Annotated in this window: 21 protein-coding genes and 1 tRNA gene; 11 read left to right on the top strand and 11 right to left on the bottom strand. The window is 65.4% G+C overall.

Features of this window, described 5'->3' with window-relative positions; translation table 11 throughout:
• Positions 1 to 84: 84 nt before the first annotated feature.
• Entirely contained in the window at positions 85 to 2,865 is a 2,781-nt protein-coding gene (gene acnA, locus ACJASC_RS12465; protein ID WP_415146334.1) for an aconitate hydratase AcnA, read from the bottom strand.
• Between the two features lie 215 nt (positions 2,866 to 3,080).
• On the opposite strand from acnA, the gene ACJASC_RS12460 reads away from it, so the two are divergent.
• Positions 3,081 to 3,785, top strand: coding sequence for a DUF1223 domain-containing protein (locus ACJASC_RS12460; RefSeq protein ID WP_045319731.1), 705 nt, complete (start codon positions 3,081 to 3,083; stop codon positions 3,783 to 3,785).
• On the opposite strand, the gene ACJASC_RS12455 is transcribed toward ACJASC_RS12460, so the two are convergent.
• Together ACJASC_RS12455 and ACJASC_RS12450 are read right to left on the bottom strand one after the other, a co-directional pair.
• A complete protein-coding gene (locus tag ACJASC_RS12455; protein ID WP_415146333.1) occupies positions 3,782 to 4,714 on the bottom strand; it encodes a lysophospholipid acyltransferase family protein in 933 nt (310 codons plus the stop codon). The two genes, ACJASC_RS12460 and ACJASC_RS12455, sit on opposite strands and share 4 nt — an antisense overlap.
• A 273-nt stretch (positions 4,715 to 4,987) precedes the next feature.
• Positions 4,988 to 5,479 (bottom strand): autoinducer binding domain-containing protein, encoded by a 492-nt coding sequence (locus tag ACJASC_RS12450; protein WP_415146332.1) that lies wholly within the window; start codon positions 5,477 to 5,479, stop codon positions 4,988 to 4,990.
• A gap of 123 nt (positions 5,480 to 5,602) precedes the next feature.
• Between ACJASC_RS12450 and ACJASC_RS12445 the strand changes: the two genes are divergently transcribed.
• Positions 5,603 to 6,199 carry a helix-turn-helix transcriptional regulator gene (locus ACJASC_RS12445; protein ID WP_415146331.1) on the top strand — a complete coding sequence of 199 codons (597 nt, stop codon included), beginning with the start codon at positions 5,603 to 5,605 and terminating at the stop codon, positions 6,197 to 6,199.
• A 33-nt stretch (positions 6,200 to 6,232) separates the two neighbouring features.
• Here ACJASC_RS12445 and purB read toward each other — a convergent pair whose 3' ends face one another.
• From purB to ACJASC_RS12425, 4 genes are all read right to left on the bottom strand, one after another.
• On the bottom strand, positions 6,233 to 7,534 hold the full coding sequence (gene purB, locus ACJASC_RS12440) for an adenylosuccinate lyase (protein ID WP_415146330.1): 1,302 nt from the start codon (positions 7,532 to 7,534) through the stop codon (positions 6,233 to 6,235).
• Between the two features lie 120 nt (positions 7,535 to 7,654).
• Positions 7,655 to 8,512 (bottom strand): hypothetical protein, encoded by an 858-nt coding sequence (locus ACJASC_RS12435; RefSeq protein WP_415146329.1) that lies wholly within the window; start codon positions 8,510 to 8,512, stop codon positions 7,655 to 7,657.
• Between the two features lie 244 nt (positions 8,513 to 8,756).
• Complete coding sequence (gene glnA, locus ACJASC_RS12430; protein ID WP_415146328.1) at positions 8,757 to 10,163, bottom strand: type I glutamate--ammonia ligase; 1,407 nt, start codon at positions 10,161 to 10,163, stop codon at positions 8,757 to 8,759.
• 63 nt (positions 10,164 to 10,226) lie between these two features.
• Entirely contained in the window at positions 10,227 to 10,565 is a 339-nt protein-coding gene (locus tag ACJASC_RS12425; protein WP_021693083.1) for a P-II family nitrogen regulator, read from the bottom strand.
• 194 nt (positions 10,566 to 10,759) lie between these two features.
• Here ACJASC_RS12425 and ACJASC_RS12420 point away from each other — a divergent pair, with 194 nt between their 5' ends.
• The 3 genes from ACJASC_RS12420 to tig all read left to right on the top strand — a co-directional run bounded on the left by ACJASC_RS12420 (position 10,760) and on the right by tig (position 13,802).
• The gene (locus ACJASC_RS12420; RefSeq protein WP_415146327.1) at positions 10,760 to 12,259 is read left to right on the top strand and encodes an NAD(P)H-hydrate dehydratase; all 1,500 of its coding nucleotides are present in this window, start codon (positions 10,760 to 10,762) and stop codon (positions 12,257 to 12,259) included.
• A gap of 101 nt (positions 12,260 to 12,360) precedes the next feature.
• Positions 12,361 to 12,445 (top strand) — tRNA-Leu (locus ACJASC_RS12415).
• A gap of 28 nt (positions 12,446 to 12,473) precedes the next feature.
• Positions 12,474 to 13,802, top strand: coding sequence for a trigger factor (gene tig, locus ACJASC_RS12410; RefSeq protein ID WP_415146326.1), 1,329 nt, complete (start codon positions 12,474 to 12,476; stop codon positions 13,800 to 13,802).
• A 77-nt stretch (positions 13,803 to 13,879) separates the two neighbouring features.
• Here tig and ACJASC_RS12405 read toward each other — a convergent pair whose 3' ends face one another.
• A complete protein-coding gene (locus ACJASC_RS12405) occupies positions 13,880 to 14,377 on the bottom strand; it encodes a lactoylglutathione lyase family protein (RefSeq protein WP_415146325.1) in 498 nt (165 codons plus the stop codon).
• Between the two features lie 97 nt (positions 14,378 to 14,474).
• On the opposite strand from ACJASC_RS12405, the gene ACJASC_RS12400 reads away from it, so the two are divergent.
• Positions 14,475 to 15,365 (top strand): LysR family transcriptional regulator, encoded by an 891-nt coding sequence (locus tag ACJASC_RS12400; RefSeq protein WP_415146324.1) that lies wholly within the window; start codon positions 14,475 to 14,477, stop codon positions 15,363 to 15,365.
• A 78-nt stretch (positions 15,366 to 15,443) separates the two neighbouring features.
• On the opposite strand, the gene ACJASC_RS12395 is transcribed toward ACJASC_RS12400, so the two are convergent.
• The gene (locus ACJASC_RS12395) at positions 15,444 to 16,016 is read right to left on the bottom strand and encodes a YcbK family protein (RefSeq protein ID WP_021693088.1); all 573 of its coding nucleotides are present in this window, start codon (positions 16,014 to 16,016) and stop codon (positions 15,444 to 15,446) included.
• A 322-nt stretch (positions 16,017 to 16,338) separates the two neighbouring features.
• Between ACJASC_RS12395 and ACJASC_RS12390 the strand changes: the two genes are divergently transcribed.
• The 4 genes from ACJASC_RS12390 to ACJASC_RS12375 all read left to right on the top strand — a co-directional run bounded on the left by ACJASC_RS12390 (position 16,339) and on the right by ACJASC_RS12375 (position 20,631).
• Complete coding sequence (locus tag ACJASC_RS12390; protein ID WP_415146323.1) at positions 16,339 to 17,970, top strand: L,D-transpeptidase family protein; 1,632 nt, start codon at positions 16,339 to 16,341, stop codon at positions 17,968 to 17,970.
• A 28-nt stretch (positions 17,971 to 17,998) separates the two neighbouring features.
• The gene (locus ACJASC_RS12385) at positions 17,999 to 19,069 is read left to right on the top strand and encodes a UDP-3-O-(3-hydroxymyristoyl)glucosamine N-acyltransferase (protein WP_415146322.1); all 1,071 of its coding nucleotides are present in this window, start codon (positions 17,999 to 18,001) and stop codon (positions 19,067 to 19,069) included.
• Positions 19,070 to 19,150: 81 nt separating this feature from the next.
• Positions 19,151 to 19,417: an acyl carrier protein gene (locus tag ACJASC_RS12380; RefSeq protein WP_415146321.1), complete on the top strand. Its 267-nt coding sequence runs from the start codon at positions 19,151 to 19,153 to the stop codon at positions 19,415 to 19,417.
• Positions 19,414 to 20,631, top strand: coding sequence for a beta-ketoacyl-[acyl-carrier-protein] synthase family protein (locus ACJASC_RS12375; protein WP_415146320.1), 1,218 nt, complete (start codon positions 19,414 to 19,416; stop codon positions 20,629 to 20,631). Before ACJASC_RS12380 ends, ACJASC_RS12375 begins: the two co-directional genes overlap by 4 nt.
• Before the next feature lie 68 nt (positions 20,632 to 20,699).
• Here ACJASC_RS12375 and ACJASC_RS12370 read toward each other — a convergent pair whose 3' ends face one another.
• Positions 20,700 to 21,434 carry an invasion associated locus B family protein gene (locus ACJASC_RS12370; protein ID WP_415146319.1) on the bottom strand — a complete coding sequence of 245 codons (735 nt, stop codon included), beginning with the start codon at positions 21,432 to 21,434 and terminating at the stop codon, positions 20,700 to 20,702.
• Positions 21,435 to 21,956: 522 nt separating this feature from the next.
• On the opposite strand from ACJASC_RS12370, the gene ACJASC_RS12365 reads away from it, so the two are divergent.
• Complete coding sequence (locus tag ACJASC_RS12365; RefSeq protein WP_415146318.1) at positions 21,957 to 22,385, top strand: hypothetical protein; 429 nt, start codon at positions 21,957 to 21,959, stop codon at positions 22,383 to 22,385.
• A 107-nt stretch (positions 22,386 to 22,492) separates the two neighbouring features.
• Here ACJASC_RS12365 and ACJASC_RS12360 read toward each other — a convergent pair whose 3' ends face one another.
• The gene (locus ACJASC_RS12360; RefSeq protein WP_415146317.1) at positions 22,493 to 23,800 is read right to left on the bottom strand and encodes an HlyC/CorC family transporter; all 1,308 of its coding nucleotides are present in this window, start codon (positions 23,798 to 23,800) and stop codon (positions 22,493 to 22,495) included.
• Positions 23,801 to 23,827 lie beyond the last annotated feature (27 nt).

Here is a 23,827-nt window from a genome sequence, read left to right as displayed (position 1 = left end):
TCGTTCCGTTGGCTTGCGCGCCCAAAGAAAAACTGCCCCGGCCATGGGCCGGAGCAGTTTCTGTTCATCGCAATGATCCCAGGATCAGGCAGCCGATTGCGCGAGATTGCGCAGCACGTAGTGCAGCACGCCACCGTTCTTGATGTAGTCGATCTCCACCGCCGTATCGATCCGGCAACGCAGCGTGACCTCCTTGGTCGAACCGTCGGCCATGGTGATCGTCGCGGTCACCTCCTGCAGCGGCTTCACGTCGCTGAGGCCCTTGATCGACACGCTTTCCTCGCCAGTGAGGCCCAGCGACTTGCGGGTATCACCGCCGGTGAACTCGAACGGGATCACGCCCATGCCAACGAGGTTCGAGCGGTGGATGCGCTCGAAATTCTCGGCGATGACCGCTTTCACGCCCAGGAGTGCCGTGCCCTTCGCGGCCCAGTCGCGCGAGGAGCCCGCGCCGTACTGCTCGCCGCCGAAGATGACGAGCGGCTTGCCCTGCTGCTGCCAAGCCATGGCAGCGTCGTAGATCGCCATCTGGCTGCCGTCGGGGCCCTTGGTGTAGCCGCCCTCGACGCCATCCAGCATCTCGTTGCGGATGCGGATGTTGGCGAAAGTGCCGCGCATCATCACCTCGTGGTTGCCGCGACGGCTACCGTACGAGTTGAATTCCCGGACGGGAACCTGACGCTCGACCAGATACTTGCCGGCCGGGGTGGTCTCCTTGAACGAACCTGCGGGCGAGATGTGGTCGGTCGTCACCATGTCCCCGAGGATCGCCAGAACGCGGGCGTCGTCGATGTCGTGGATCTGGCCCGGTTCGCGGTCCATGCCCTGGAAGTAGGGCGGGTTCTGCACGTAGGTCGAGGTGGCGGGCCAGTCATAGGTCTCGCTGTCGGGGGTCTCGACCGACTGCCACTTCTCGTCGCCCTTGAAGACGTCGGCGTATTTCTCCTGGAACGCCGCGCGGGTCACGGTCTTCTCGACCAGTTCGGCGATCTCGGCCTGCGACGGCCAGATGTCCTTGAGGTAGACGTCGTTGCCGTTCTTGTCCTGGCCCAGCGGCTCGCGGGTGATGTCGACATTCATGTCGCCCACCAGCGCATAGGCCACCACCAGCGGCGGGGAGGCGAGGTAGTTGGCGCGCACGTCCGGGCTGATCCGGCCCTCGAAGTTGCGGTTGCCCGATAGGACGCTCGTCGCGATCAGGTCGTGATCGTTGATCGCCTTGGAGATCGGCGCTTCGAGCGGACCCGAGTTGCCGATGCAGGTGGTGCAACCGTAACCCACGAGGTTGAAGCCGATCGCGTCGAGATCCTCCTGCAGGCCTGCGGCCTCGAGATAGTGCGACACGACCTGCGAACCGGGCGCGAGAGACGTCTTGACCCAAGGCTTGCGGTCGAGGCCCAGTTCGCGCGCCTTGCGGGCGACGAGACCGGCGCCGATCATCACATAGGGGTTCGAGGTGTTGGTGCACGACGTGATCGAGGCGATCACGATCGAGCCGTCATGCAGCTGGTAATGACCGTCATCGGTGCTCACGAAGCCGCGCTTGTGATGGCCTTCGTCACCGGGGATGTCTACCGGCTCGGGCTGGCCGCCTTCACCTTCCCAGCGGATTTCGGAATTGGCCGAGGTGTCCTTGCCCTCGCGCTGGCCCTTCACGTATTCGGCAAAGGCCGGGGCGGCGGCGTCGAGCGCGATGTGGTCCTGCGGGCGCTTGGGGCCCGAAATCGCGGGAACCACGGTGCCCATGTCGAGCTCGAGCGTATCGGTATAGACCGGCTCGTAGCCCGGGTCGCGCCACATGCCGTTTTCCTTGGCATAAGCTTCGACCAACGCGATGCGGTCCTTGTCGCGGCCGGTCTGCTCCATGTAGCGCAGCGTCTCGGCGTCGATTGGGAAGAAACCGCAGGTGGCGCCGTATTCGGGGGCCATGTTGCCGATCGTGGCGCGGTCGGCCAGCGGCACGTTGTCGAGGCCGTCGCCGTAGAATTCGACGAACTTGCCGACCACACCCTTTTCGCGAAGCATCTTCACGACGCGCAGCACGAGGTCGGTGGCGGTGGTGCCTTCGACCATCTTGCCGGTCAGCTTGAAGCCGATCACCTCGGGGATCAGCATCGAGATCGGCTGGCCCAGCATCGCGGCCTCGGCCTCGATGCCGCCCACGCCCCAGCCCAGCACGGCCGCGCCGTTGACCATGGTGGTGTGGCTGTCGGTGCCGACAAGGGTGTCGGGATAGGCGACGTCCTCACCGTTCTGGTCCTTGTCAGACCAGACCACCTGCGCGAGGTATTCAAGGTTCACCTGGTGGCAGATGCCGGTGCCCGGCGGCACGACCCGGAAGTTTTGAAACGCTTTCTGGCCCCACTTCAGGAACTGGTAACGCTCGATGTTGCGCTCGTATTCGCGGTCGACGTTCATCTGGAACGCGCGCGGGTTGCCGAACTCGTCGATCATGACCGAGTGGTCGATGACGAGATCGACGGGGTTGAGCGGGTTGATCAGCTGCGCGTCGCCGCCCAGCGCCTTGATCCCGTCGCGCATCGCGGCGAGGTCGACCACCGCCGGCACACCTGTGAAGTCCTGCATCAGAACGCGGGCAGGGCGATAGGCGATCTCGCGGGGGTTCTTGCCACCATTGGCGCCCCATTCGGCAAAGGCCTTGATGTCGTCGGTCGAGACGGAGAAGCCGCCATCCTCGAAGCGCAGCAGGTTCTCCAGAACGACCTTGAGCGCGGCGGGAAGGCGATTAAAGTCGCCGAGGCCCGCTTCGGTTGCGGCGGGAATCGAGTAATACGACAGGCTCTGCGATCCGACCGTGATCTTGCGGCGGGTCTTGGCGCTGTCCTGGCCAACTTGAATCGGCATGAAGTGTCCCTTCTGGCTGCGAGCTGTGGGTCTGGCCCCGGTTCTGCCGCAACGGCAGCAGGCGATCAAGGCCGTTGCCCGCTATGTATACAACGGCACACAAATGTCCAGACACCCGAGGACACGTGGCGCGCACGCGGCTCTCGCGGCGGGTTGATTGGTGTTGCAGCGTCAATCAGCCTAGACCTGTAGGGCAATCGCGGTGGAGAGCATGAATGCGGGGATATCTGGCGGCACTGAGCATGGCGGGCGGCCTCGCCTTGAGCCCGGCGGCGCTGGCCGAGTCCCCGGTGGTCATTGAGCTCTTCACCTCGCAGGGATGTTCGAGTTGCCCGCCGGCGGATGAAATGGTGCGCAATCTTTCCACGCGTGACGATGTGATCGCCTTGGGGCTGCATGTCGATTACTGGGATTATATCGGCTGGGCCGACAGCTTCGCCCAGCCTGGCTTCACCAAGCGCCAGAAAAGCTATGCCGCCGCCGTTGGCGAACGGATGGTCTATACCCCGCAATTCGTCGTGGGCGGGGTAGAGCGGATCGTCGGAGCCAAGCCGATGAAGGTGATGCAGGCCGTGATGGACCGTGCCGAGGCCCCCGAACGGGCGTCGGTCTCGGTCATGCGCGAGGGGCAGACGCTGCGAATCAAGGCGGAGCGGTTAGACGAGGGGGCAGTGCCGGTCATGGTGCAATTGGTGCGCTTCCGGCCGCAGGCGGAGGTGGAGATCGAGCATGGCGAGAACGCGGGCCAACGGCTCGTCTATGCCAACATCGTCACCTCGTGGAGCCTGCTCGTGCGCTGGACCGGCAATGAAGCACTCGACATCACCGCACCGTTCGATGGCGAATTGCCGGGGGCCGTGATCGTGCAGGAAGAAGGACCCGGTGCGATCCTCGCGGCGGCGCGTCTGCCCTCGCCCTAGGCCGCGCGGGCCTGTTTCCATCGGTTGTGCACCCAGAACCACTGGCCCGGATCGCGCTCCATGCGCGCTTCGAGCCGTCGTGTCGCCTCGCGCATCATCGCGATCGGCTCAGCTTGGGAAATCGGCGCCTCGAGTGCGATGTGAAAGCCGATGCCATCGGGGCGGCGAATGCCGAAATAGGGCACGAGAGCCGCATCGAATCGGAGCGCCAGCTCGGCCGCGGTGAGCGCAGTGCGGGCGGGCCGGCCCATGAAATCGATTTCGACACCGCCCCGATCATGCAGGTCGAACAGGATCGTCGCCATGCCCCCTGATTTAAGGTGCCGCAAGAACCCCGTGAGCCCGCGCCGCCCCTTGGCAAAAACCGGACCCGACACGTCCTGCATGGTGGCGGCATAGTGGTCGTTGACGAAACCGTTCGACATAGCGCGATAAAGGCCGCCGATCTCGTACCCCATGCCGGTCAGCACCCGGCGCGGCGCCTCGTGATTGCCGAAATGACCGGTCACGAAAATCACCGGTCGGCGCTCCGCACGGGCACGTGCAATGGTCTCCAATCCGGCGTCCTCGTGCAGCGCGGCGGGCAACGCCCGCGCGAACTCCGCACCGGAGTAATTCTCGATCAGCGTGCGCCCGAGGTTGTCGCAAACGGCACGGGCCAGACTGGCCCGGCGCGGGGCAGGCATATCGGGAAAGATCAGCCCGAGATTGGCTTCGGCCCTGCGGCGGTAGCCCGCAAGGGGGCCAAGCGCGCGCGCGGTCAAGGCACCCATCGCGGCGACGCGCCGCTCGTAGGGCAGGCTGCGCGCCACACCCAAGGCGGCACGCAGGGCGAGATCGACCGCCCTGTCGGTCGGACCGCGCCCGCGCACCGTCATCGTGCCGTCCTTCGCCAAAACCAGTTCTCCGCCAAGCCTGCCAGTGGCCATAGAGTGGGGCGTTCCGGATGCCAAGCCAAGGGTCGGGCGGCTCGCGTGCTGGGCTAACCCGGACCATCCTGACCAAGGTCGCACGAACGCCCTCAGGCGATCACCGCCTGAGCCCCTCTTGCCGCCTCGTTCCATCGGTTGATCCGGCCCAAGCTCACCGACTCGATGCCGGTCTTGTCGATGGGCCGGGGGGGCTGACACGGGGTCCCGACTTCCCTAATCTGTGCTTCTACAGGCAGGATTAGGGCAAAAGGTAAACAACAGGTTTCTGTCTCAGGCGGTCACCACCGCGATCGACAGCTCCCCCAACCGTGCGCGCATGGCCGGGCCAAGTGTCTCGACCTCGCGGGTGAGGTCGTGCAGCCGCGCCAACTCCGCCTGCATCTCCTCGATCTCCGCCGTTTCGAACGGACGATCGGGGTGCGCCAGCCCGCCAAAACTGTGAGCGTCGTTGGTCATGGAGATGCTGACGCCATAGCGAAGCCCGTAGCTCGCGGCCTGCGTCATCACGTCGCGCGGGTCCTCCGACGCGTCGAACTCCTCCCAGCGCCGCACCCCCTCATTGGACATCGCCCAGCGCACCGTCGGATCGTGCATCAGTAGGCCTTGCCGGGCATAGGATTCGACCCAAGCCAGGGGGTAGCAATTGAACATCAATTTCGGAGCGGCAAAATGGATATGCACGCCGAGAGCAAAGCCGCCGGGCGCAATCTGCTTGAGATGCGCAAGGCTATGGCCGATACTGATATCATTGGGCAAGGTCATCTGGCGGTTCTACCTCGGCGTTCACAGATCGCACCCGTCAGGACGAGGTCCGGGGGCAAAGATCGAAGTTGGCGCAATGAGTGAACGACCTCACACCGACCTGTCCCGAGCTGGACCCGCCTTGTGACGGGTCTTGTCGATACCGAACGGCTCGGGCAACTGGCCCCCGCCGGTCACTACATCGCATTGCGCATCGGCTTTGCATTCCCACTCGAAGAATACAACCACCTGCCGAAAGCATGGATCGACATTTATACCTCCGAGCGACTTATTCTCGATGATCCGGCGATCCGCTGGGCCTATGCCAACGAAGGCGCGACACGCTGGAGCGCGCTCGAGGACCCGCACCGGGTCTTCGCGAAGGCGCGGCAGCTGCGGCTGCGCTATGGGGCCGTGGCAGCGGTCGCCGATGTCGGGGGAGCCCGGTCTTACGGGATTTATCTGCGAGAGGACCGGGAGTTCAGCGACCGGGAGCTGGCGGTGATCGTGGAGATGCTCGGCAAGATGCACTCGGATGCCGCGCCCCCGAGCAACCTGACGCAGGCCGAGATCGAGGTGCTGCGCATGGTCAAGAACGGCTACCGGCTCAAGCAGATCGCCCACGCGCTGGGCGTCACCGAAGGCGCGATCAAGCAACGCCTGAAGAATGCCCGCACCAAGCTCGGCGCCAACACCGCGACGCAGGCGGCGACATTGGCCGCGGGGTTCGGCCTGATCTGAGTGGCGGGCCGATGCCGGCCCGCCCGCCGCGCATCAGCCGAAGACGCGGGCGAAGATCGTGTCCACATGCTTGGTGTGATAGGCGAGGTCGAACTTCTCCTCGATCTCCTCGGGGCTGAGCGCCGCCGTCACTTCCGTATCGGCCAGAAGCTCGGTCTTGAAGTCCGCGCCTTGCTCCCACACCCGCATCGCGTTGCGCTGCACGAGGCGGTAAGCGTCCTCGCGGCTCACCCCCGCCTGCGTCAGTGCCAGAAGCACGCGCTGGCTCATCACCAGACCGCGGAACTTGTTCATGTTGTCGAGCATGTTCTGCGGGTAGATCACCAGCTTCTCAATCATCCCGGCAAGGCGGTTCAGCGCAAAGTCGAGCGTCACGGTGGTGTCGGGGCCAATCGCGCGTTCGACCGAGCTGTGGCTGATGTCACGCTCGTGCCAGAGCGTCACGTTCTCGAGCGCGGGCGTCACCGACATGCGCACGAGCCGGGCCAGACCGGTCAGGTTCTCGGTCAGCACCGGGTTGCGCTTGTGCGGCATCGCGGAGGAGCCCTTCTGGCCCTTGGAGAAGAACTCCTCGGCCTCGAGAACCTCGGTGCGCTGCATGTGGCGCACCTCGGTGGCGATGTTCTCCATCGACGAGGCGATGACGCCCAGCGTCGCAAAGAACATCGCATGACGGTCGCGCGGGATCACTTGGGTCGAGATCGTCTCAGGGCGCAGGCCCATCTTCTCGCAGACATGCGCCTCGACGGCCGGGTCGACATTGGCATAGGTTCCGACGGCGCCCGAGATCGCGCCGGTGGCGATCTCCTCACGTGCGTTGCGCAGCCGCGCGAGGCCGCGATCCATCTCGGCGTAGAAGCGCGCGAAGGTGAGCCCCATGGTGGTCGGCTCGGCATGGATGCCGTGGCTGCGGCCGATGCGCACCGTGTCTTTGTGCTCGATCGCGCGCGCCTGGAGCGCGGCCAGAACCCGCTTCATGTCCGCGATCAGCAGGTCGGCGGCGCGGGTCAGCTGCACGTTGAAGGTCGTGTCGAGCACATCCGAGGAGGTCATGCCCTGATGCACGAACCGTGCCTGATCCGAGCCCACATGCTCGGCCAGATGCGTCAGGAAGGCGATGACATCGTGCTTGGTGACGGCCTCAATCTCGTCGATGCGGGCGACGTCGAACTCCACGTCCTTCGCTTTCCACACGGCATCCGCGTTCTCCCGCGGTATCACGCCGAGATCGGCCATCGCGTCGCCGGCATGGGCCTCGATCTCGTACCAGATGCGGAACTTGGTGGCGGGCTCCCAGATGGCGGTCATCTCGGGGCGGGAATAGCGGGGGATCATCGGCGCTCTCTCGTTCGGGGAGGGTTCGCCGGGGTCATAGGGGGATGGGCCGCGCCGCACAAGGTCGTCGGCTGACGCGGCGGCAGTGCGACCGGCCTCATGCCGGGGCCGGCCCGCGATTCACCAAACTGCTGCGGCGAGTGTCGGAAGCCAGGCCGCGATCCCGGGGGCAGCCGCGATGCCCGTGGCGACGAGCGCGATCTGCCCGGTGCCGGAGCGGTCGCGCCACAGCCGCAGGCCCAAAGCCTGTAGTGGGTTCTTCTTGGGCTGTTCCCCTGCCTTGGCTTCGGCGAGGGCCGCGCGGATATCGCGCATCTCCGCAACCATCGGGTGCGCCGTCACGGGGCCGTCGTTGGCCGGGCCCGCGAACTCGTCCATGGCGCGCCGCTTGGGCCGCTCGGTGCGATAGTTCGGGACCTGCGGCCGTTTGGGGCGGGGGCGTCTTTGGGGCACCTCGGGGGCCAGCTCTGAGACCTGCTCGGCGGTCTCGGCGTCGTAGCGCGCCAGCATCCGGTCGAACTCGCGGGCGCTCGTATGCGGGCCAAGACGGGTCGGATCGAGGCCGGGCAGCGCATCAATCAGCTTGTCGATCATCTCGGCGGTCGGGGTTTCGGTGCTGGTCTGCCACAGCATGCGATCCGACATGTAGCGATCATTGATGCGGTCGGCGAGCAGGCGCGTGATGGTGCCCTGATGACTGGCGATGCCGATCTGGCAATCGCCGCTTTCTCCGGCGCCAACGCCGATGGTCAGGCAGGCGGCGTAGCGGCCGGGCAGGGGCTGGGACCAGCCGAGAATGATGCGCGCATTGTCGAGATCGAAGATCGCGACGTCGTCGTGATCCCAGTTGAGACCGCAATCGCCGGCGGGACCTTCGCGGAGCGACGTGCACAGATCCTCGACAAGATTGGGAAAATCGAGCGCGGGGATGCCGCGGAACAGCAGCTGGGCGATGGTACTGGTGATCGGGTCTGACATGGACCGGTCTCCGAATGGGTCGGCTCGTTGGCCGGTGAGTGGTCCTTTAACTAAAGTTAACGAATGTGTTCCCGTTAAGCACGAAACTGGGAATAAGCGTGGTCCTTCCGCCTGATCGGCCCAAGCAGCGCCGCAGTTTCGCCATCTCGTTTCGTGCGTGCCCCCGTCTCGCAAGGAAACTCGCAACGAAAACAGGGCGCCCCTTGGGGCGCCCCGCATTACTGGGCCGTAACCGTTCCCGCTATCAGCAGGAGTAGTAGAGCTTGTACTCGACCGGGTGCGGCGTGTGCTCGTAGGCGTAGACCTCTTCCCACTTGAGCGCCATGTAGCCCTCGAGCTGGTCACGGGTGAACACGTCACCGGCAAGCAGGAACTCGTGGTCCTTCTCCAGCTCCTCGAGCGCCTCGCGCAGCGAACCGCAGACGGTCGGGATCTCGGCCAGCTCCTCGGGCGGCAGGTCGTAAAGATCCTTGTCCGAGGCCGGACCCGGATCGATCTTGTTCTTGATGCCATCGAGACCGGCCATCATCAGAGCCGCGAAGGCGAGATAGGGGTTCGCGGCCGGATCGGGGAAGCGGGCCTCGACGCGCTTGGCCTTTGGGCTCTCCGACCACGGGATCCGGACGCAGCCCGAGCGGTTGCGGGCCGAGTAGGCGCGCAGCACCGGAGCTTCGAAGCCCGGGATCAGACGCTTGTAGCTGTTGGTGGTCGGGTTGGTGATCGCGTTGAGCGCCTTGGCGTGCTTGAGGATGCCGCCGATGAAGTAGAGCGCTTCCTGGCTGAGATCGGCATACTTGTCGCCCGCGAAGAGCGGCTTGCCGTCCTTCCAGATCGACATGTTGACATGCATGCCCGAGCCGTTGTCGCCCGAGATCGGCTTCGGCATGAAGGTCGCCGACTTGCCATAGGCCTGAGCCACGTTGTGGATCACGTATTTGTACTTCTGGATCTCGTCGGCCTGATGCGTCAGGGTCCCGAAGATCAGGCCCAGCTCGTGCTGGCACGAGGCCACCTCGTGGTGATGCTTGTCGACCTTCATGCCCATGCGCTTCATGGTCGAGAGCATCTCGCCGCGCATGTCCTGCGCGTCGTCGATCGGGTTCACCGGGAAGTAGCCGCCCTTGACGCCCGGACGGTGGCCGGTGTTGCCGACCTCGTATTCGGTGTCGGTGTTCCATGCGCCGTCGATGGCATCGACCGAGAAAGAGACCTTGTTCGAGGTCACGGCAAAACGGACGTCGTCGAAGATGAAGAACTCGGCCTCGGGGCCCATATAGGCGGTGTCGCCGATGCCCGACGACTTGAGGTAGGCCTCGGCCTTGAGCGCGGTGCCGCGCGGGTCGCGGTCATAGGGCTCGCCGGTGTCGGGCTCGACCACGGTGCAATGGATGCACAGCGTCTTCTCGGCATAGAACGGATCTAGATAGGCGCTGTCGAACGCCGGCATCAGCTTCATGTCGGACTGGTCGATCGATTTCCAGCCGGCGATCGAGGAGCCGTCGAACATGAAGCCCTCCTCGAGAAAGTCCTCGTCGACAAGGTCGGAGACCACGGTGACGTGCTGGAGCTTGCCCTTGGGGTCGGTGAAACGGATGTCGACGTATTCGACCTCCTCGTCCTTGATCATCTTCAGAAGCGTAGAGCTGTCCATCAATGCTTTCCTTGTTTGTCTCGTGTTCGTGAAAAGGGGCTCGTTGCCCCTTGCGCGCCGCGATCAGATCGCGTCGTCGCCGAATTCTCCGGTGCGGATGCGGATCGCCTGTTCGACCGGCGACACGAAGATCTTGCCGTCGCCGATCTTGTCGGTCTTGGCGGCATCCACGATCGCCGCGATCGCACGCTCGACCTGATCGTCGGGCAGCACCACCTCGATCTTCACCTTGGGCAGGAAATCGACCACGTATTCGGCGCCGCGATACAGCTCCGTATGGCCCTTCTGGCGACCGAAGCCCTTGACCTCGACGACCGAGAGACCTTGCACACCAGCTTCCTGGAGCGCCTCCTTCACCTCATCGAGCTTGAACGGCTTGATGATCGCCTCGATCTTCTTCATGTCGCGCGACTCCCTTGCATCCGCGTTCTGAGGCGTGAAACCATGTCGGCCCGGCCACCTCAATCACCGGTCCCGGAGCGGCGGCGGGCTGATGCCGAAATTCTGTAGTCGTGATTAAAAATTGTGCGAAATGGGTGGATTCGATGCAGTGTGAAAACTCCGAGGCCGCTGCGCCGCGATCGAGCGCCCGTTCCATGTGCAGTCTCGATGCAGCGGCGTTGCTGAGTGCCGCCGAAATGCGCGATGCCGAAGCTCAGGCGATCGCGGCGGGCACTTCGGGATCGGTGCTGATGGAGCGCGCGGGCGCGGCGGTGGTCGTGGCATTGGAGGCCTTCTGGCCGGATCGCGCCCCCGGGGCGCGAGCCTGCATCCTGTGCGGCCCGGGCGGCAATGGGGGCGACGGTTATGTCGTGGCGCGGCTTTTGCATATGCGGGGTTGGCGGGTGCGGGTGCATGCGCTGGCACCGGCGACTACCCCTGATGCCCGCGCGCAGGCAGAAAAATGGGCAGCCACGGGTGTGACCGAGGGTTGGGACGAGACCGCCGCTTCGGTGCAGGACGCGGATCTGGTGATCGACGCGCTGTTCGGTCTCGGGCTGTCGCGCTCTCTTGGGCCGGAGGTGGCCGCTATCTGCGAGGCGCGGCCAAGGCGGTTGCTGGCGATCGACCTGCCATCGGGCCTGTGCTCGGATAGCGGTCGGGTGATTGGCGAAACCTGCCTCGATGCCGATCTGACGGTGAGCTTTCACATGCCCAAGCGGGGCCATGTGCTGGCCGAGGGGCCGGCGCGTTGTGGCGCGCTCGACATCCGTGACATCGGACTTGTCGATGGACAGGACGAGGTGAGGCTCATCGGTTTGCCTGCCGGGCTCGCCAAGAAGTCAGGCCATAAATACGGGTATGGCCATGCGCTCGTGCTCTCGGGAGGGGTCGGGCGCGGGGGAGCGGCCCGGATGGCGGCGCGCGGTGTGCTTCGGATCGGGGCGGGGCTGGTGACCGTGGCTTGCCCGCCCGCCGCCTTGCAGGAAAACGCGGCGCGGCTCGACGCGATCATGCTGCGTCCGCTGCGCGATGCAGAAGGCTTGGATGTGCTCCTCAAGGACACGCGCCTGAACGCGCTCCTGCTCGGCCCAGGCCTTGGCACGCGCAAACGGGAGCGCGAGCTTGTCGCCCGCGCGCTGGCCGCGCGGCGCGGCACCGTGCTCGACGCCGATGCGCTGACGCTCATCGCCGAAGACGAAGGACTGCGCGCCGCGCTTCACGACGGATGCCTGCTGACACCTCATGATGGCGAATTCGCCCGGCTGTTTCCCGATCTTGCCGACCGCATGAGTGGCGCCATCGCGCATGGCCCGGCCTTTTCGCGCATCGATGCCGCGCGGGAGGCTGCCGCGCGCGCTGGTTGCGCGGTGCTGCTCAAGGGGCCGGATACCATCATCGCCGCCGCCGACGGACGCGTCCGCGTCAACCCAGGCGTCTACGAGCGCGCCGCGCCTTGGCTCGCCACCGCCGGGGCGGGCGACGTGCTGGCGGGGCTGGCCACGGGGCTCGTGGCGCGCGGCTGGCCGGGGTTCGAGGCGGGGCGGGATGCGGCTTGGCTGCATGTCGAGGCGGCACGCCGGTTCGGCCCCGGGCTGATCGCCGAGGACCTGCCCGAGTTGTTGCCGCCACTCCTGCGCGAACTGGGCATTTGACGCCGCTGCGGCAGCCGATTTTTCCCGTGGCGCAGGCTCTCGCGCTTTGCTAGACAGCGCCGAGATTTCCGGGGGGCGTTTCGCGCCCTTCAAAGAGACATGCGGGTGTGGCGAAACTGGTAGACGCACCAGATTTAGGTTCTGGCGCCGCAAGGCGTGGGGGTTCGAGTCCCTTCACCCGCACCAAGAAACACGATTGAGAAAAGGACGACAGATGCAGGTCACCGAGACCCTCAACGACGGCCTCAAGCGCGGCTACACGATCACGCTGCCCGCCGCCGAACTGGACGCCAAGGTGCAGGAAAAGCTGGTCGAAGCCCAGCCCGAGGTCGCCATGAAGGGCTTCCGCAAGGGCAAGGTGCCGCTGTCGCTGCTCAAGAAGCAGTTCGGCCCGCGCGTGCTCGGCGAAGCCATGCAGGAGAGCATCGACGGCGCGCTGTCGAGCCACCTCGAGGAAAGCGGCGATCGCCCGGCGATGCAGCCCGAGGTGAAGATGGCCAATGACGAGTGGAAGGAAGGCGACGACGTCGAGGTCACGGTAGCCTACGAAAAGCTGCCCGAGATCCCGCAGACCGATTTCTCGGACATCGAGATCGAGCGCCTGAAAGTCGTGGCCGATGACGCCGCGATCGACGAGGCGCTGGGCAACCTCGCCGAGACCGCGCAGAACTTCGAGGACAAGGACAGCGCCGCCGACGAGGGCGATCAGGTCGTCATCGACTTCCTCGGCAAGATCGACGGCGAGGCCTTCGAGGGCGGTGCCGCCGAGGATTACCCGCTGGTGCTTGGCTCCAACTCCTTCATCCCCGGCTTCGAGGATGGCCTCAAAGGCGTGAAGGCCGGCGACGAAAAGAACGTCGAGGTCAACTTCCCCGAGGACTACCAGGCCCAGAACCTCGCCGGCAAAGCCGCCGTGTTCGAGTGCAAGGTCAAGGCCGTGAAGGCCCCGCAGAAGGCCGAGATCGACGACGAGCTGGCCAAGAAGTTCGGCGCCGACGACCTCGCCGCTCTGAAGTCGCAGATCGCCGAACGTCTCGAAGCCGAGTATTCCGGCGCGTCGCGCGCGGTCGCCAAGCGCAAGTTGCTCGACATCCTTGATGAGAAGGTGTCCTTCGACCTGCCGCCGAGCCTCGTCGAGGCCGAGGCGAACCAGATCGCACACCAGCTCTACCACGAGGAGCACCCCGAGGATCACGGCCACGACCACGGCGAGATCAAGCCGACCGAGGAGCACACCAAGCTCGCCGAGCGTCGCGTGAAGCTCGGCCTGCTGCTGGCCGAGATCGGCCAGAAGGCCGACGTCAAGGTCACCGATCAGGAACTGACCCAGGCGATCCTCAACCAGGCGCGCCAGTATCGCGGCCAAGAGCGGCAGTTTTTCGAGTTCGTCCAGCAGAACCCGCAGATGCGCCAGCAGATCCAAGCCCCGATCTTCGAGGACAAGGTCATCGACCACATCTTCGAGCAGGCCAAGGTCGACGAGAAGGAGGTCTCCAAGGATGATCTCCAAAAGGCCGTCGAGGCGCTCGACGACGAGGCCTGAGCCTCTCCGTCCTGAAAAGCGAAAGGGCCGCCCCTCGGGGCGGCCCTTGTCGTTCGGAGCAGGGGAGCGCTCGTCGCTCAGTCGTAGGCACCGGCCGAGTAGGTCAGTTCGTAGCCGTGGCTGTAGACCTCGAATACGATGCCGAACGGGTCCTCGACATAGCACATGCGGTAGGGCTTCTCGCCGGGGAAATACTCACGGATCGGCATCCGCTGCCTGCCGCCTGCGGCAACGATCCGGGCCACCAGCCCTTCGATATCAGGGTCTTGGACCGCGAAGTGGAAGGTGCCGTGCCGGCGGAAATCGAGGTTGTCCTCGGGCGGGCGGTTGTCTTGCATCTCGAACAGTTCGATGCCGATGCGGTCGGCCGTCGCCATGTGCGCGATCCGCAGACGCTTCCAACCGGAGCCGAATACATCCGTGCACATCTGCCCGATATCGCTGTCGTCCTCGACCACCTCGGTCGGCGTCATGATGAGGTAGAGCCCGAGCACCTTGCGGTAGAATGCGACGGCGGCGTCGAGATCGGGTACCGACAAGCCGATATGCGAAAAGCTTCTGGGATAAGGGGCCATGCGTCTCTCCTTCAATTGGTGAAGGGAGAGCTAGACTTTATTTCCCTAGATATGAAATTATCATAATTCATTATCTTGATAAAGATCCGTAATCCACTTGCTGAATTCCCAATGGCTCGAAACCTTTGCCGCGCTGGCCGAAACCGGGCATTTTACCCGTGCGGCCGCGCGGCTGAACATGACCCAGCCCGGCGTTTCGCAGCATCTGCGCAAGCTTGAGGCGCAGGTCGGGCAACCGCTCCTGAGCAGGCAGGGGAAAAGCTTTACCCTCACACCCGCGGGCGAGGCCGTCCTTGCGGTGGCGCATAGTCGCCGAGAGGAGGAGTACAGGTTGCGCGAGGCGATCCGCAGCGATGACGCGGAGGCGGGGGAGGTCTCGGTGGCCTGTTCGGGAAGTTTTGCCATGGCGTTGCAGCCCGCTTTCTGGCCGATGTTGCGCCACGCGCCCCGCCTCAGGCTGAGACTCGAGGCGACCCCGCGACGCGGGGTGATCGATGGGGTGGCCGAGGGGCGTTTCGATCTTGGCGTGATCGACGACGCCACGGGCGATCCGCGCCTCACCGGTACCCGGATCGGACGCGAAGCGCTGTGTCTGCTGCTGCCTGCCGGGACGGCCGATACGCGGTTTGCCGCGCTCGAAGAGTTGGGCTTTATCGCCCACCCCGACGGCTGGCTCTATGCCGAGGAGGTGTTCGCCCTCAATTATCCGGACGAGTTTCGGGGGGCGGAGCATCTGGCGATGCGGGCCTTCGTGAACCAGATCGGACAGATTCCGGCGCCGGTCGCGCAAGGGATCGGCTATACCTTGCTGCCGCGCAGCGGGTTCGAGGCATTCGCGGAACGCGATAGCCTGACAGTGGCGCAGCTTGCCCATCAAAGGCATCGCGATCTGTGGCTGTTGCACCGGCGCGGCCGCGAGTTGCCTGCGCGGGTTGTGCGGGTCGCTGCGTTGGTGACCGAGGTAGCTGCGCGGCTCGCGGAAAGCTGAAGGGTTGGGACGCGAAAGGCGCCCCCGATGGGAGCGCCGTCTCGGCCTGTGCCGCAAGTCCAGAGGATCGGTATCGGCTCAGCTGCCCCAGCTGCGAACCGGACCGCAATCCATGTGGACGAAGTTTGAGCCGGAATACTTGCCGACGCCACCAGCCTTGCAGGCAGCTGCGGCGCGGGCCATCTGGCCAACCGAGCGGCTGGCGAGCCGCAAATCGGCGGCCTGACCCTTGAGATGCAGGGAGTTCTTGGCCACACCCGAGGACCGGCTGCGCAGCATCGCGTTGGTGGCGGGCGAACGATAGCCCGACAGCAGCATGTAAGGTTCGCTCGTCTCGAGCAGAGTTTGCGAGGCTGCCATGATGTCGACGGTGCGCGTGTCGATGTCCATCATCTGGTTGTTGCGCCAGTCGCGCATGAAGACGTTGATCTCGCGGATCGCTTCGCCGATGTACTCGCCCTCGATCCAGTAGATCGTGTCGAGCTTTTCGCCGGTCCGCTCCGAATACATGGAGATCCTGCGAACATCGCCGGCGCGCCTGAGAAAGCCTGCCGCATTCGAGTAGGTTGGTGCTGCGGTCACTGCCGTGGCGGCGAATGCGCCAAGGAGACCGCGGCGGGTCATGCCCGCCGAGCGAAGATTTTTCATCATGTGAGCGCCTGTCCCGTCGCTTACCTGTGCCCGCATTTTCACGGGCGTTTTTGCCATCCATCCCCAGATGCAGACCCTCTATCGCATGGGAGAACGACTCGACCAAGTCCGGTTATCGGATAACCGGGTGAAGAAAGTGCAAATCGGCGGGAACTTGCGCAACGGTCGGCGCATTCTGTTTCGGGCCCGCGAATTTGTGACGCGCTCGCCACGCTGCAAGTCCAATTCCGTTTCCGGGAGACATCGTTCGATGGCCGTGCAGAACGCCGGCGTTTATGACCGCCATGCGATCTTGCCGGATCCCTCTGACCAACGGTGCGCCATGCCTGTCCTGCCCGATCCCCGCCGCCGCCCCAGCCAGACTTCGCTGACGCGCTCTGCCGTCGCGGCATTTGCGCTGCTGCTTCCGGCCATGTCTCAGGCCGAGACGCTCGCCGAGGTGTCGCCCTTTCGACAGGCCGTAGCCGAAAGCGTCGCCGGGCAGCCGGGCCTCTCCGAAAGCTACCGTGCCCGGGGCTTTGCCGGGATCTGGACCGGCAGCGACGCCGCCGCCGTCGCCCGCCGCAACGCGCTGCTCTCGGCGCTGTCGAGTGGGCAGGCGCATGGCCTGCCGGTCGCGCGTTACGATCCCGACGGGCTGGTCGCCGGCCTGCGGGCCGCGCGCAGCGCCGAAGACCGCGCCCGTATGGATGTGGAAATGACCCGCGTGTTCCTGCGCTATGCGCGGGATGTGCAGACCGGAATGCTCGAACCCGGCAAGGTCGTGGCGCTGATCCACCGCGAGGTGCCGTTGCGCGATCCGGCCGAAACCCTCGCGGGCTTTCTCGACGCGGAGCCGGTGGCCTTCTTGCGCGGCCTCGCGCCCACCGCCCCCGAATACGGGCGTCTGTTGCGCGCGCGGGCCGAGCTGCAGCGCAGCCTTGACGCCGGCGGCTGGGGACCGCGCGTGCCCGATGGCAAGATCGCGGCGGGGGCGAGCGGGCCGGCGGTGATCGCGCTGCGCGACCGGCTCGTGGCGATGGGCCTGCTCGCGCCGACCACGGTTGCGGTCATGGATGAGGCGATCGTCGCGGCGGTGCGCGATTTCCAGACCCGCAACGGCCTTGCGGTCGACGGTGTCGTCGGCCCCGGCACCTTGGCCGAGTTGAACCGTTCGGTCGAGGAGCGGCTGCAATCAGTGCTGGTGGCAATGGAGCGCGAGCGCTGGACCAATATGGATCGCGGCATGCGCCACGTCTTCGTCAACCTGACCGATTTCAGTGCCGTGATCGTCGATGACGGGCGCGAAACCTTCCGCACCCGCTCGGTGATCGGTGCCGAGGCGCTCGACCGCCAGACGCCCGAATTCTCGGATGTCATGGAGCGGATGGTCATCAACCCGAGCTGGTACGTGCCGCGCTCGATCGTGGTGGGCGAGTATCTCCCGCAGCTCAAGCGCAACCGCAACGCCGCGAGCCAGATATTGATCACCGACCGCGCAGGCCGCGAAGTGAGCCGCAGCTCTATCGACTTTTCCCGCTATGACGCGCGCAGCTTTCCCTATTCGATGCGCCAGCCGCCCTCGAACTCCAACGCGCTCGGTCTGGTGAAATTCCTGTTCCCCAACCGCTACAACATCTATCTGCACGACACCCCGGCCAAGTCTCTGTTCGGTCGCGAGGCCCGCGCCTTCAGCCATGGCTGCGTGCGCCTCAACGATCCGTTCGAATTCGCCTATGCGCTGCTCTCGGCGCAGGAGGACGATCCTGTCGGCTTCTTCCAGTCGCGCCTCTCCACGGGGCGTGAGCAGCGGGTCGATCTTGTGACCCCGGTGCCGGTCCATCTCGATTACCGGACCGCCTTCACCGATGCCGAAGGCGGTCTGCAGTTTCGCCGCGACGTCTATGGGCGCGATGCGGCGATCTGGGCGGCGCTGGCCCATGAGGGGGTGGCGATCTCGCGTCCTGCGAGCTAAATCGGCCCCGACACCAAGGGGAAGCATGATGGACCATACTCTGAGCGAGATCGCAGCAGCGCTCGGCGCCGAGCTTCTAGGCGACGGCACGCTGCGCGTGACCGGCGCGGCGGAGCCGGCGGAGGCGGGCGAGACCGACCTCGCGCTCGCCATGTCTCCGAAATACGCCGAGGCGCTGGGGCAGGGGCAGGCAAAGGCCGCCCTCCTCTGGCCCGATGCCGACTGGCGGTCGATGGGTCTCGAAGGTGCCGTGGTGGCCCCGCGTGGCCGCCTGGCGATGTCGAAGCTCACTCAGCTTCTCGATCCTCGCGACACCGAAAGCGGCATCCACGCCTCCGCCGTGATCGATGCCTCGGCCGTGATCGGCGAAGGCGTTTTCGTGGGCCCGCTCGCCGTGATCGGCGCGGGCGCGGTGATCGGCGCGAACAGCCGCATCATGGCGCAGGCCTCGATCGGCCCGGGCGTGCGGCTGGGCGAGGACGCCTTGATTCATTCCGGCGCGCGGCTGGGCCGTGGCGTGGTCGCAGGTGACCGGTTGATCGTGCAGCCCAACGCGGTGATCGGCGGTGACGGGTTCTCCTTTGTCACCGAGGATGCGAGCCATGTCGAAACCGCCCGCGCCGAGCTGGGGCAGGGCACCGTATCGGCCGAAGCCGACCCGACCTGGCATCGGATCCACAGCCTCGGCTCGGTAGTGATCGGGCATGATGTCGAAATCGGTGCCTGCGCGACCGTCGATGCGGGCACGATCCGGCCCACCCGGATCGGCAATGGCTCCAAGATCGACAACCTCGTGCAGGTCGGCCACAACTGCGTCATCGGCGATCATTGCCTGTTGTGCGGCCATGTCGGCCTTGCCGGGTCGGTGACGATCGGCGACCGTTCGGTGCTGGGCGGCAAGGTCGGTGTGTCCGACAACCTGACCATCGGCGCGGACGTGGTGCTCACCGGCGGCTCGATCGTGCTGTCGAACGTGCCCACGGGACGGGTGATGATGGGCTATCCAGCCACCAAGATCGACAGTCAGGTCGAAAGCTACAAGGCGTTGCGCCGCCTGCCGCGGTTGATGCGTGACCTCGCAACCTCCCGCAAGGGCTGAGAACGGCCATTCATGGTTCCAATGCGGCGTCGCAGCGATTAGATCGGTCGTGGACATGCAGCTGCAAGGGACGCGGGGCACATGGATTTGCGCGACAGGGTGATCGCCATCATCGCCGAACAGGCGATGCTGGAGCCAAGCGATGTGACGCCGGAGCAGAGCCCGGCCGATCTGGGCATTGACAGTCTTGGCCTCGTCGAGAGCATCTTTGCGATCGAGGAGGCCTTCGACATCTCGGTGCCGTTCAACGCCAACGCGCCCGAGGAGAGCGATTTCGACATTTCCTCGGTCGCCGCGATCATTGCGGCGGTCGAGCGGCTGGTGCAAGAGCAGCGCACCCCGGCATGACCGGCCCGCGTCGCGTCGTCATCACCGGCGCAGGCACGATCAACAGCCTCGGTCACGACGTGCCCTCGACGCTGGACGCGATGCGGGAAGGGCGCTGCGGCATCGGCCCGCTCAATCTGCGGGACGCCGAACGCCTGTCGATCCGCATCGGCGGACAGGTGAAGGGCTATGACGAGCAGGCGCATTTCGATCGTCAGCAGATCGCGCTCTATGACCGTTTCACCCAGTTCACCCTGCTGGCCGCGGCACAGGCCATGGCGCAGTCGGGCATCGTCCTTTCGGACGAGGAGCGCGACAGGGCGGGCGTGGTGCTCGGCACCGCCGGTGGCGGCGTGAACACTTGGGACGACAGCTACCGCAGCGTCTATGAAGAGGGGAAGAACCGGGTTCATCCCTTCGTCGTGCCCAAGCTCATGAACAGCGCCGCCGCCAGCCATGTCAGCATGACACACGATCTGCGCGGCCCGAGCTTTACCGTCGCCACCGCCTGTTCCAGTTCGAACCACGCCATGGGGCTCGCGTTCCAGATGGTCCGGTCGGGCCTGTGCGAGGCGATGCTCACCGGCGGCTCAGAGGCGATGCTGTGCTTTGGCGGGATCAAGGCATGGGAGGGGCTGCGCGTGATGTCCAAGGACGCCTGCCGCCCGTTCAGCGCCAACCGCAACGGCATGGTGCAGGGCGAAGGTGCGGCGGTGTTCGTGTTCGAAGAACATGACCGCGCGCGCGCAAGAGGAGCCGAGATCCTCGCGGAGGTTGCGGGCTTCGGCATGACGGCGGACGCCGCCGACATCGTCATGCCCTCGGCGCTGGGCGCGGAGCGGGCGATGCGAGTGGCGCTGCGCGATGCCGGCCTTTCGCCCGAGGATGTGGGCTACATCAACGCCCATGGCACCGGCACCGCGGCCAATGACAAGAGCGAATGCGCCTCGGTCTCGCATGTCTTCGGCGCGGCGGCCGACCGGTTGATGATCTCCTCGACCAAGTCGATGCATGGCCATCTGATCGGCGGCACCGGCGCGGTGGAGCTTCTGGCCTGCATCATGGCGCTGCGCGACGGCGTGATCGCGCCGACCATAGGCTATGAGATGCCGGACCCCGAATGCGCGCTCGACGTGGTGCCCAACGTAGCGCGCGAGGCACGGGTCGATGCGGTGCTCTCCAACGCCTTCGCTTTTGGCGGGCTCAACGCGGTGCTGGCGTTGCGCGCGGCCTGAAGGGGCGTTTCAAACGAAAAGGCGCGGCCGTATGACGGCCGCGCCTCTAAGCCCGGTGGACCGCGACGTTACTCGGCCGAGGCGACCACGGCGTCGTAGCCCGCGGTGAAGCCGGACAGCGACATCGTGAGCGAGACCTCCTGATCGGGGGCGGCAGCTGGCACGATCCGCAGTGTGCCTGCGCGGCCTCGCTTGAAGGCGGCGAGCTGCTGGTCGGACAGGCCGAAGCGGGCCACGCAACCGGCGCGGTTGCAAAAGCTGAACGGGTAACGCGCGGCCTCGCCGCCGTCGATCGACAGCGACAGCGCCTCGGTCAGCAGCGTCTCGAGCGGCACCACGACGGTCACGCCTGCCACGGCCTGCGACTCGGCCTCCAGCGGCAGGAGGCTAACCTCGGCCACGGCGTTGCCTTCGGCGTCCTCGAGCAGTTGGTAGAGTTGGCAGGGATCGGTTTCGCCCTCGGTGGCGCGCATGCAGCGCAGTGCCCAATCCCCGTGCGTCTCGGCCACATAGGGCTGTCCCGGACGCTCTGCGGTCTCGGGCGCATCGGGCGACGCCGGCTCGTCGGAGGATGCAGGCCCGGCGGGGGTGGTGGGTTCGGCGGTCTCGGCCGGGGCCTGCGCCGGATCGGCCTCGGCCGGTGCGGCGGGTGCCTCCGCCGGGGCCGCGTCGGCGGGCGCCTCGGGGGCTGCGGCGGGGGCGGTGACCTCGGGCGTCTCGGGCGCGGTGGTGTCCTGCGCAGCGAGAGGCGTCGAAAAAGCCAGCAGGGCGGCGCTGGCCAGAAGTGTCAGTCGGTTCGGCATGTGGCGATCCCGTTTGTCAGTGTCGGCGCGGATCTAGCACGGCCTGCAAGGACTGTCAGGCGAAAGACAACAGCGACCGGCAAGGTTTCGCGGATGAGAAAAGGGGGCTGCAAGACAGCCCCCTTTTCCGGTTTCTCCCTGTCGGACTTGGCCGACTAATTGCATCGGACGCTAGGATATGCAGGGGGAGGCGTCAACGGGTAACCCCCGAAAACCCAACGCAAAGGCTTAAAAAAACCGCGCCCGAAGGCGCGGCAAGTCTGACAGGGAGGATATCGGACCGGTGGCCCGACACCGGCATCATGCCACTGGGAGGTTACGAATATCTCTACCGAACCGACCGAGGCGGTTCGATCCACCGGAAGATGTGACGCGTGCGCTCCATTCGGGCCGCTCTTGCTATCTAGGGTTGTATGTACGGTTTTATACATAACCTGAGAGGCATGCAGGCTGACGGAACGGAAACAATCGTGTAACGTTTGTGCCACGGGAGCATCGAACATGACGCATGGGAGGAACCTAATGGAGCCACTGGCTGAAACGCTTTGGACTCTTGAAAAGAAACACTGGTTCGACGGTGCCGCGTTCTACGAGCGCCAACTCGAGGGAGGAGGAGAGTTGGTGATTCCGTTTCCAGCGGATCTTCAGGACCGTGATGCCGCGTTGCGGGGCCTTCGCCCGGCACGACAGTTCGGGGCCATCGAGCTGCAGGAGAAGACCATGACCGAGCAAGGTGATACCGTTCTTCTGAGCTACAGCGTCGTCGCATGGCGCGATTGCTGCTCGACGCCACTGCGGGCGCGATGCGCCTCGACCTATCTCGACGATGACGGCACCTGGTTGCGCCTGTCGCACGAGCGCGACACATCCGTCGTCACCGAGGAATCGGGAGAGGTGCGAAAACTGCTGCGCCGGCAGCTACGCCCGATGGCGCGGCTCGGAGCGGCTTGACCTTCAACCGAAAGTTGATCCGGCAAGATATGGCCGACCCTACCGGGGTCGGCCAAGTCTTTTGGGCCCATGGGCCCGCCTGGTGATCGCTGGATGGGGAAACCGCTTCAGAGGCTGTCCAGAGGGCGGATGCGGAGCGTCGAGATCCGGTTCTCTTCCTTGCCGATGACTTCGAAGCGGAAACCGTGAAAGCTGAAGACCTGACCTTCGGTCGGGATCATCTGCGCCTCGTGGATCACCAGCCCCGCGATGGTGTTGGCCTCTTCGTCGGGGAGGTTCCAGTCCTGCCGCCGGTTGAGATCACGGATCGTCATCGAGCCGTCGATCACGTAGGCGCCGTCCTCGGTCATTGCGATCGGCTCTTCGCGCTCGGCGTCGAATTCGTCCGAGATCTCTCCCACGATCTCCTCGAGGATGTCTTCGAGCGTGATCAGGCCGCGCAGCGCGCCATATTCGTCGACCACCAAGGCAAAATGCGTGTGCCGCTTGAGAAACTGGCGCATCTGGTCGTCGAGCGTTGTGGTCTCGGGGATGAAGTAGGGCGTCATTGCGACATCCATGATGTCGAAATTTTCGAGTTCAGTCGTCTCGACTGCGCCATCGCCCATCATCTTGTGCATCGCGCGCAGGAGATCCTTCGCGTGCAGGATGCCGACGATGTTTTCGGGCTCGTCGCGATAGAGCGGCAGGCGCGTGTGTGGGCTTTCGAGGCACAACGACAGGATCTCGGTCGCGGGGCGGCCCGCATCGATCATCGCGATGTTGGAGCGGTGCAGCATCACCTCTTCGACCGTGCGGTCCCCGAGATCGAGCGCGCCGAGGATGCGGTCGCGATCCTCGCGGTCGACGACGCCCTCCTCGTGGCCGAGGCTCAATGCGCCGGCGATTTCCTCACGCACGGCGAGAACGTTAAGGTCGGGGTCGGTGCGCACGCCGAACAGGCGCAGCAATGCCCGGACCAGGACCTGGACCGCCGAGACGACGGGGGCGAAGATGAGGATCACCCAGCCGATGGGGCGCGCGACGGTACTGGCGAACGTCTCTGCGTTGGTGATGGCATAGGTCTTGGGCAGCACTTCGGCGAAGATCAGCACCAGAAGCGTCATCACCAGCGTCGCCGCTGCCACGCCGCTGTCGCCGAAGACGCGGGTGAGCAGGGCGGTCGCCAGCGAGGTGGCGAGAATGTTGACGACGTTGTTGCCCAAGAGGACCGAGCCGATCAGGCGCTCGTTGTCCTCGGTCACCTGAAGTGCCTGCGCCGCCCCCTTGGAGCCGCGATCGGCCGCCGCGCGCAGCTTGCCGCGCGACGCGGCGGTCAGCGCCGTCTCGGAGCCCGAGAAGAAGGCCGAGGCCACCAGAAGGAAGAGAATCGCGATGCTGGTGATCCAGAAGGCGGCGTCGAGGGCGGTTTCCATGAAGTCCTTCGCAATTTGCGGCTCCCC

The organism is Limimaricola cinnabarinus, assembly GCF_047631075.1.
Lineage (GTDB): Bacteria > Pseudomonadota > Alphaproteobacteria > Rhodobacterales > Rhodobacteraceae > Limimaricola > Limimaricola cinnabarinus.
This window is presented reverse-complemented; position numbering and strand designations above follow the sequence as displayed.

Coding starts and splice junctions, on each gene's coding strand:
- acnA (WP_415146334.1), bottom strand. CDS start 2,865: ATGCCGATTCAAGTTGGCCAGGACAGCGCCAAGACCCGCCGCAAGATC.
- ACJASC_RS12460 (WP_045319731.1), top strand. CDS start 3,081: ATGCGGGGATATCTGGCGGCACTGAGCATGGCGGGCGGCCTCGCCTTG.
- ACJASC_RS12455 (WP_415146333.1), bottom strand. CDS start 4,714: ATGGCCACTGGCAGGCTTGGCGGAGAACTGGTTTTGGCGAAGGACGGC.
- ACJASC_RS12450 (WP_415146332.1), bottom strand. CDS start 5,479: ATGACCTTGCCCAATGATATCAGTATCGGCCATAGCCTTGCGCATCTC.
- purB (WP_415146330.1), bottom strand. CDS start 7,534: ATGATCCCCCGCTATTCCCGCCCCGAGATGACCGCCATCTGGGAGCCC.
- ACJASC_RS12435 (WP_415146329.1), bottom strand. CDS start 8,512: ATGTCAGACCCGATCACCAGTACCATCGCCCAGCTGCTGTTCCGCGGC.
- glnA (WP_415146328.1), bottom strand. CDS start 10,163: ATGGACAGCTCTACGCTTCTGAAGATGATCAAGGACGAGGAGGTCGAA.
- ACJASC_RS12425 (WP_021693083.1), bottom strand. CDS start 10,565: ATGAAGAAGATCGAGGCGATCATCAAGCCGTTCAAGCTCGATGAGGTG.
- ACJASC_RS12420 (WP_415146327.1), top strand. CDS start 10,760: ATGTGCAGTCTCGATGCAGCGGCGTTGCTGAGTGCCGCCGAAATGCGC.
- tig (WP_415146326.1), top strand. CDS start 12,474: ATGCAGGTCACCGAGACCCTCAACGACGGCCTCAAGCGCGGCTACACG.
- ACJASC_RS12405 (WP_415146325.1), bottom strand. CDS start 14,377: ATGGCCCCTTATCCCAGAAGCTTTTCGCATATCGGCTTGTCGGTACCC.
- ACJASC_RS12395 (WP_021693088.1), bottom strand. CDS start 16,016: ATGATGAAAAATCTTCGCTCGGCGGGCATGACCCGCCGCGGTCTCCTT.
- ACJASC_RS12390 (WP_415146323.1), top strand. CDS start 16,339: ATGCCTGTCCTGCCCGATCCCCGCCGCCGCCCCAGCCAGACTTCGCTG.
- ACJASC_RS12385 (WP_415146322.1), top strand. CDS start 17,999: ATGGACCATACTCTGAGCGAGATCGCAGCAGCGCTCGGCGCCGAGCTT.
- ACJASC_RS12380 (WP_415146321.1), top strand. CDS start 19,151: ATGGATTTGCGCGACAGGGTGATCGCCATCATCGCCGAACAGGCGATG.
- ACJASC_RS12375 (WP_415146320.1), top strand. CDS start 19,414: ATGACCGGCCCGCGTCGCGTCGTCATCACCGGCGCAGGCACGATCAAC.
- ACJASC_RS12370 (WP_415146319.1), bottom strand. CDS start 21,434: ATGCCGAACCGACTGACACTTCTGGCCAGCGCCGCCCTGCTGGCTTTT.
- ACJASC_RS12365 (WP_415146318.1), top strand. CDS start 21,957: ATGGAGCCACTGGCTGAAACGCTTTGGACTCTTGAAAAGAAACACTGG.
- ACJASC_RS12360 (WP_415146317.1), bottom strand. CDS start 23,800: ATGGAAACCGCCCTCGACGCCGCCTTCTGGATCACCAGCATCGCGATT.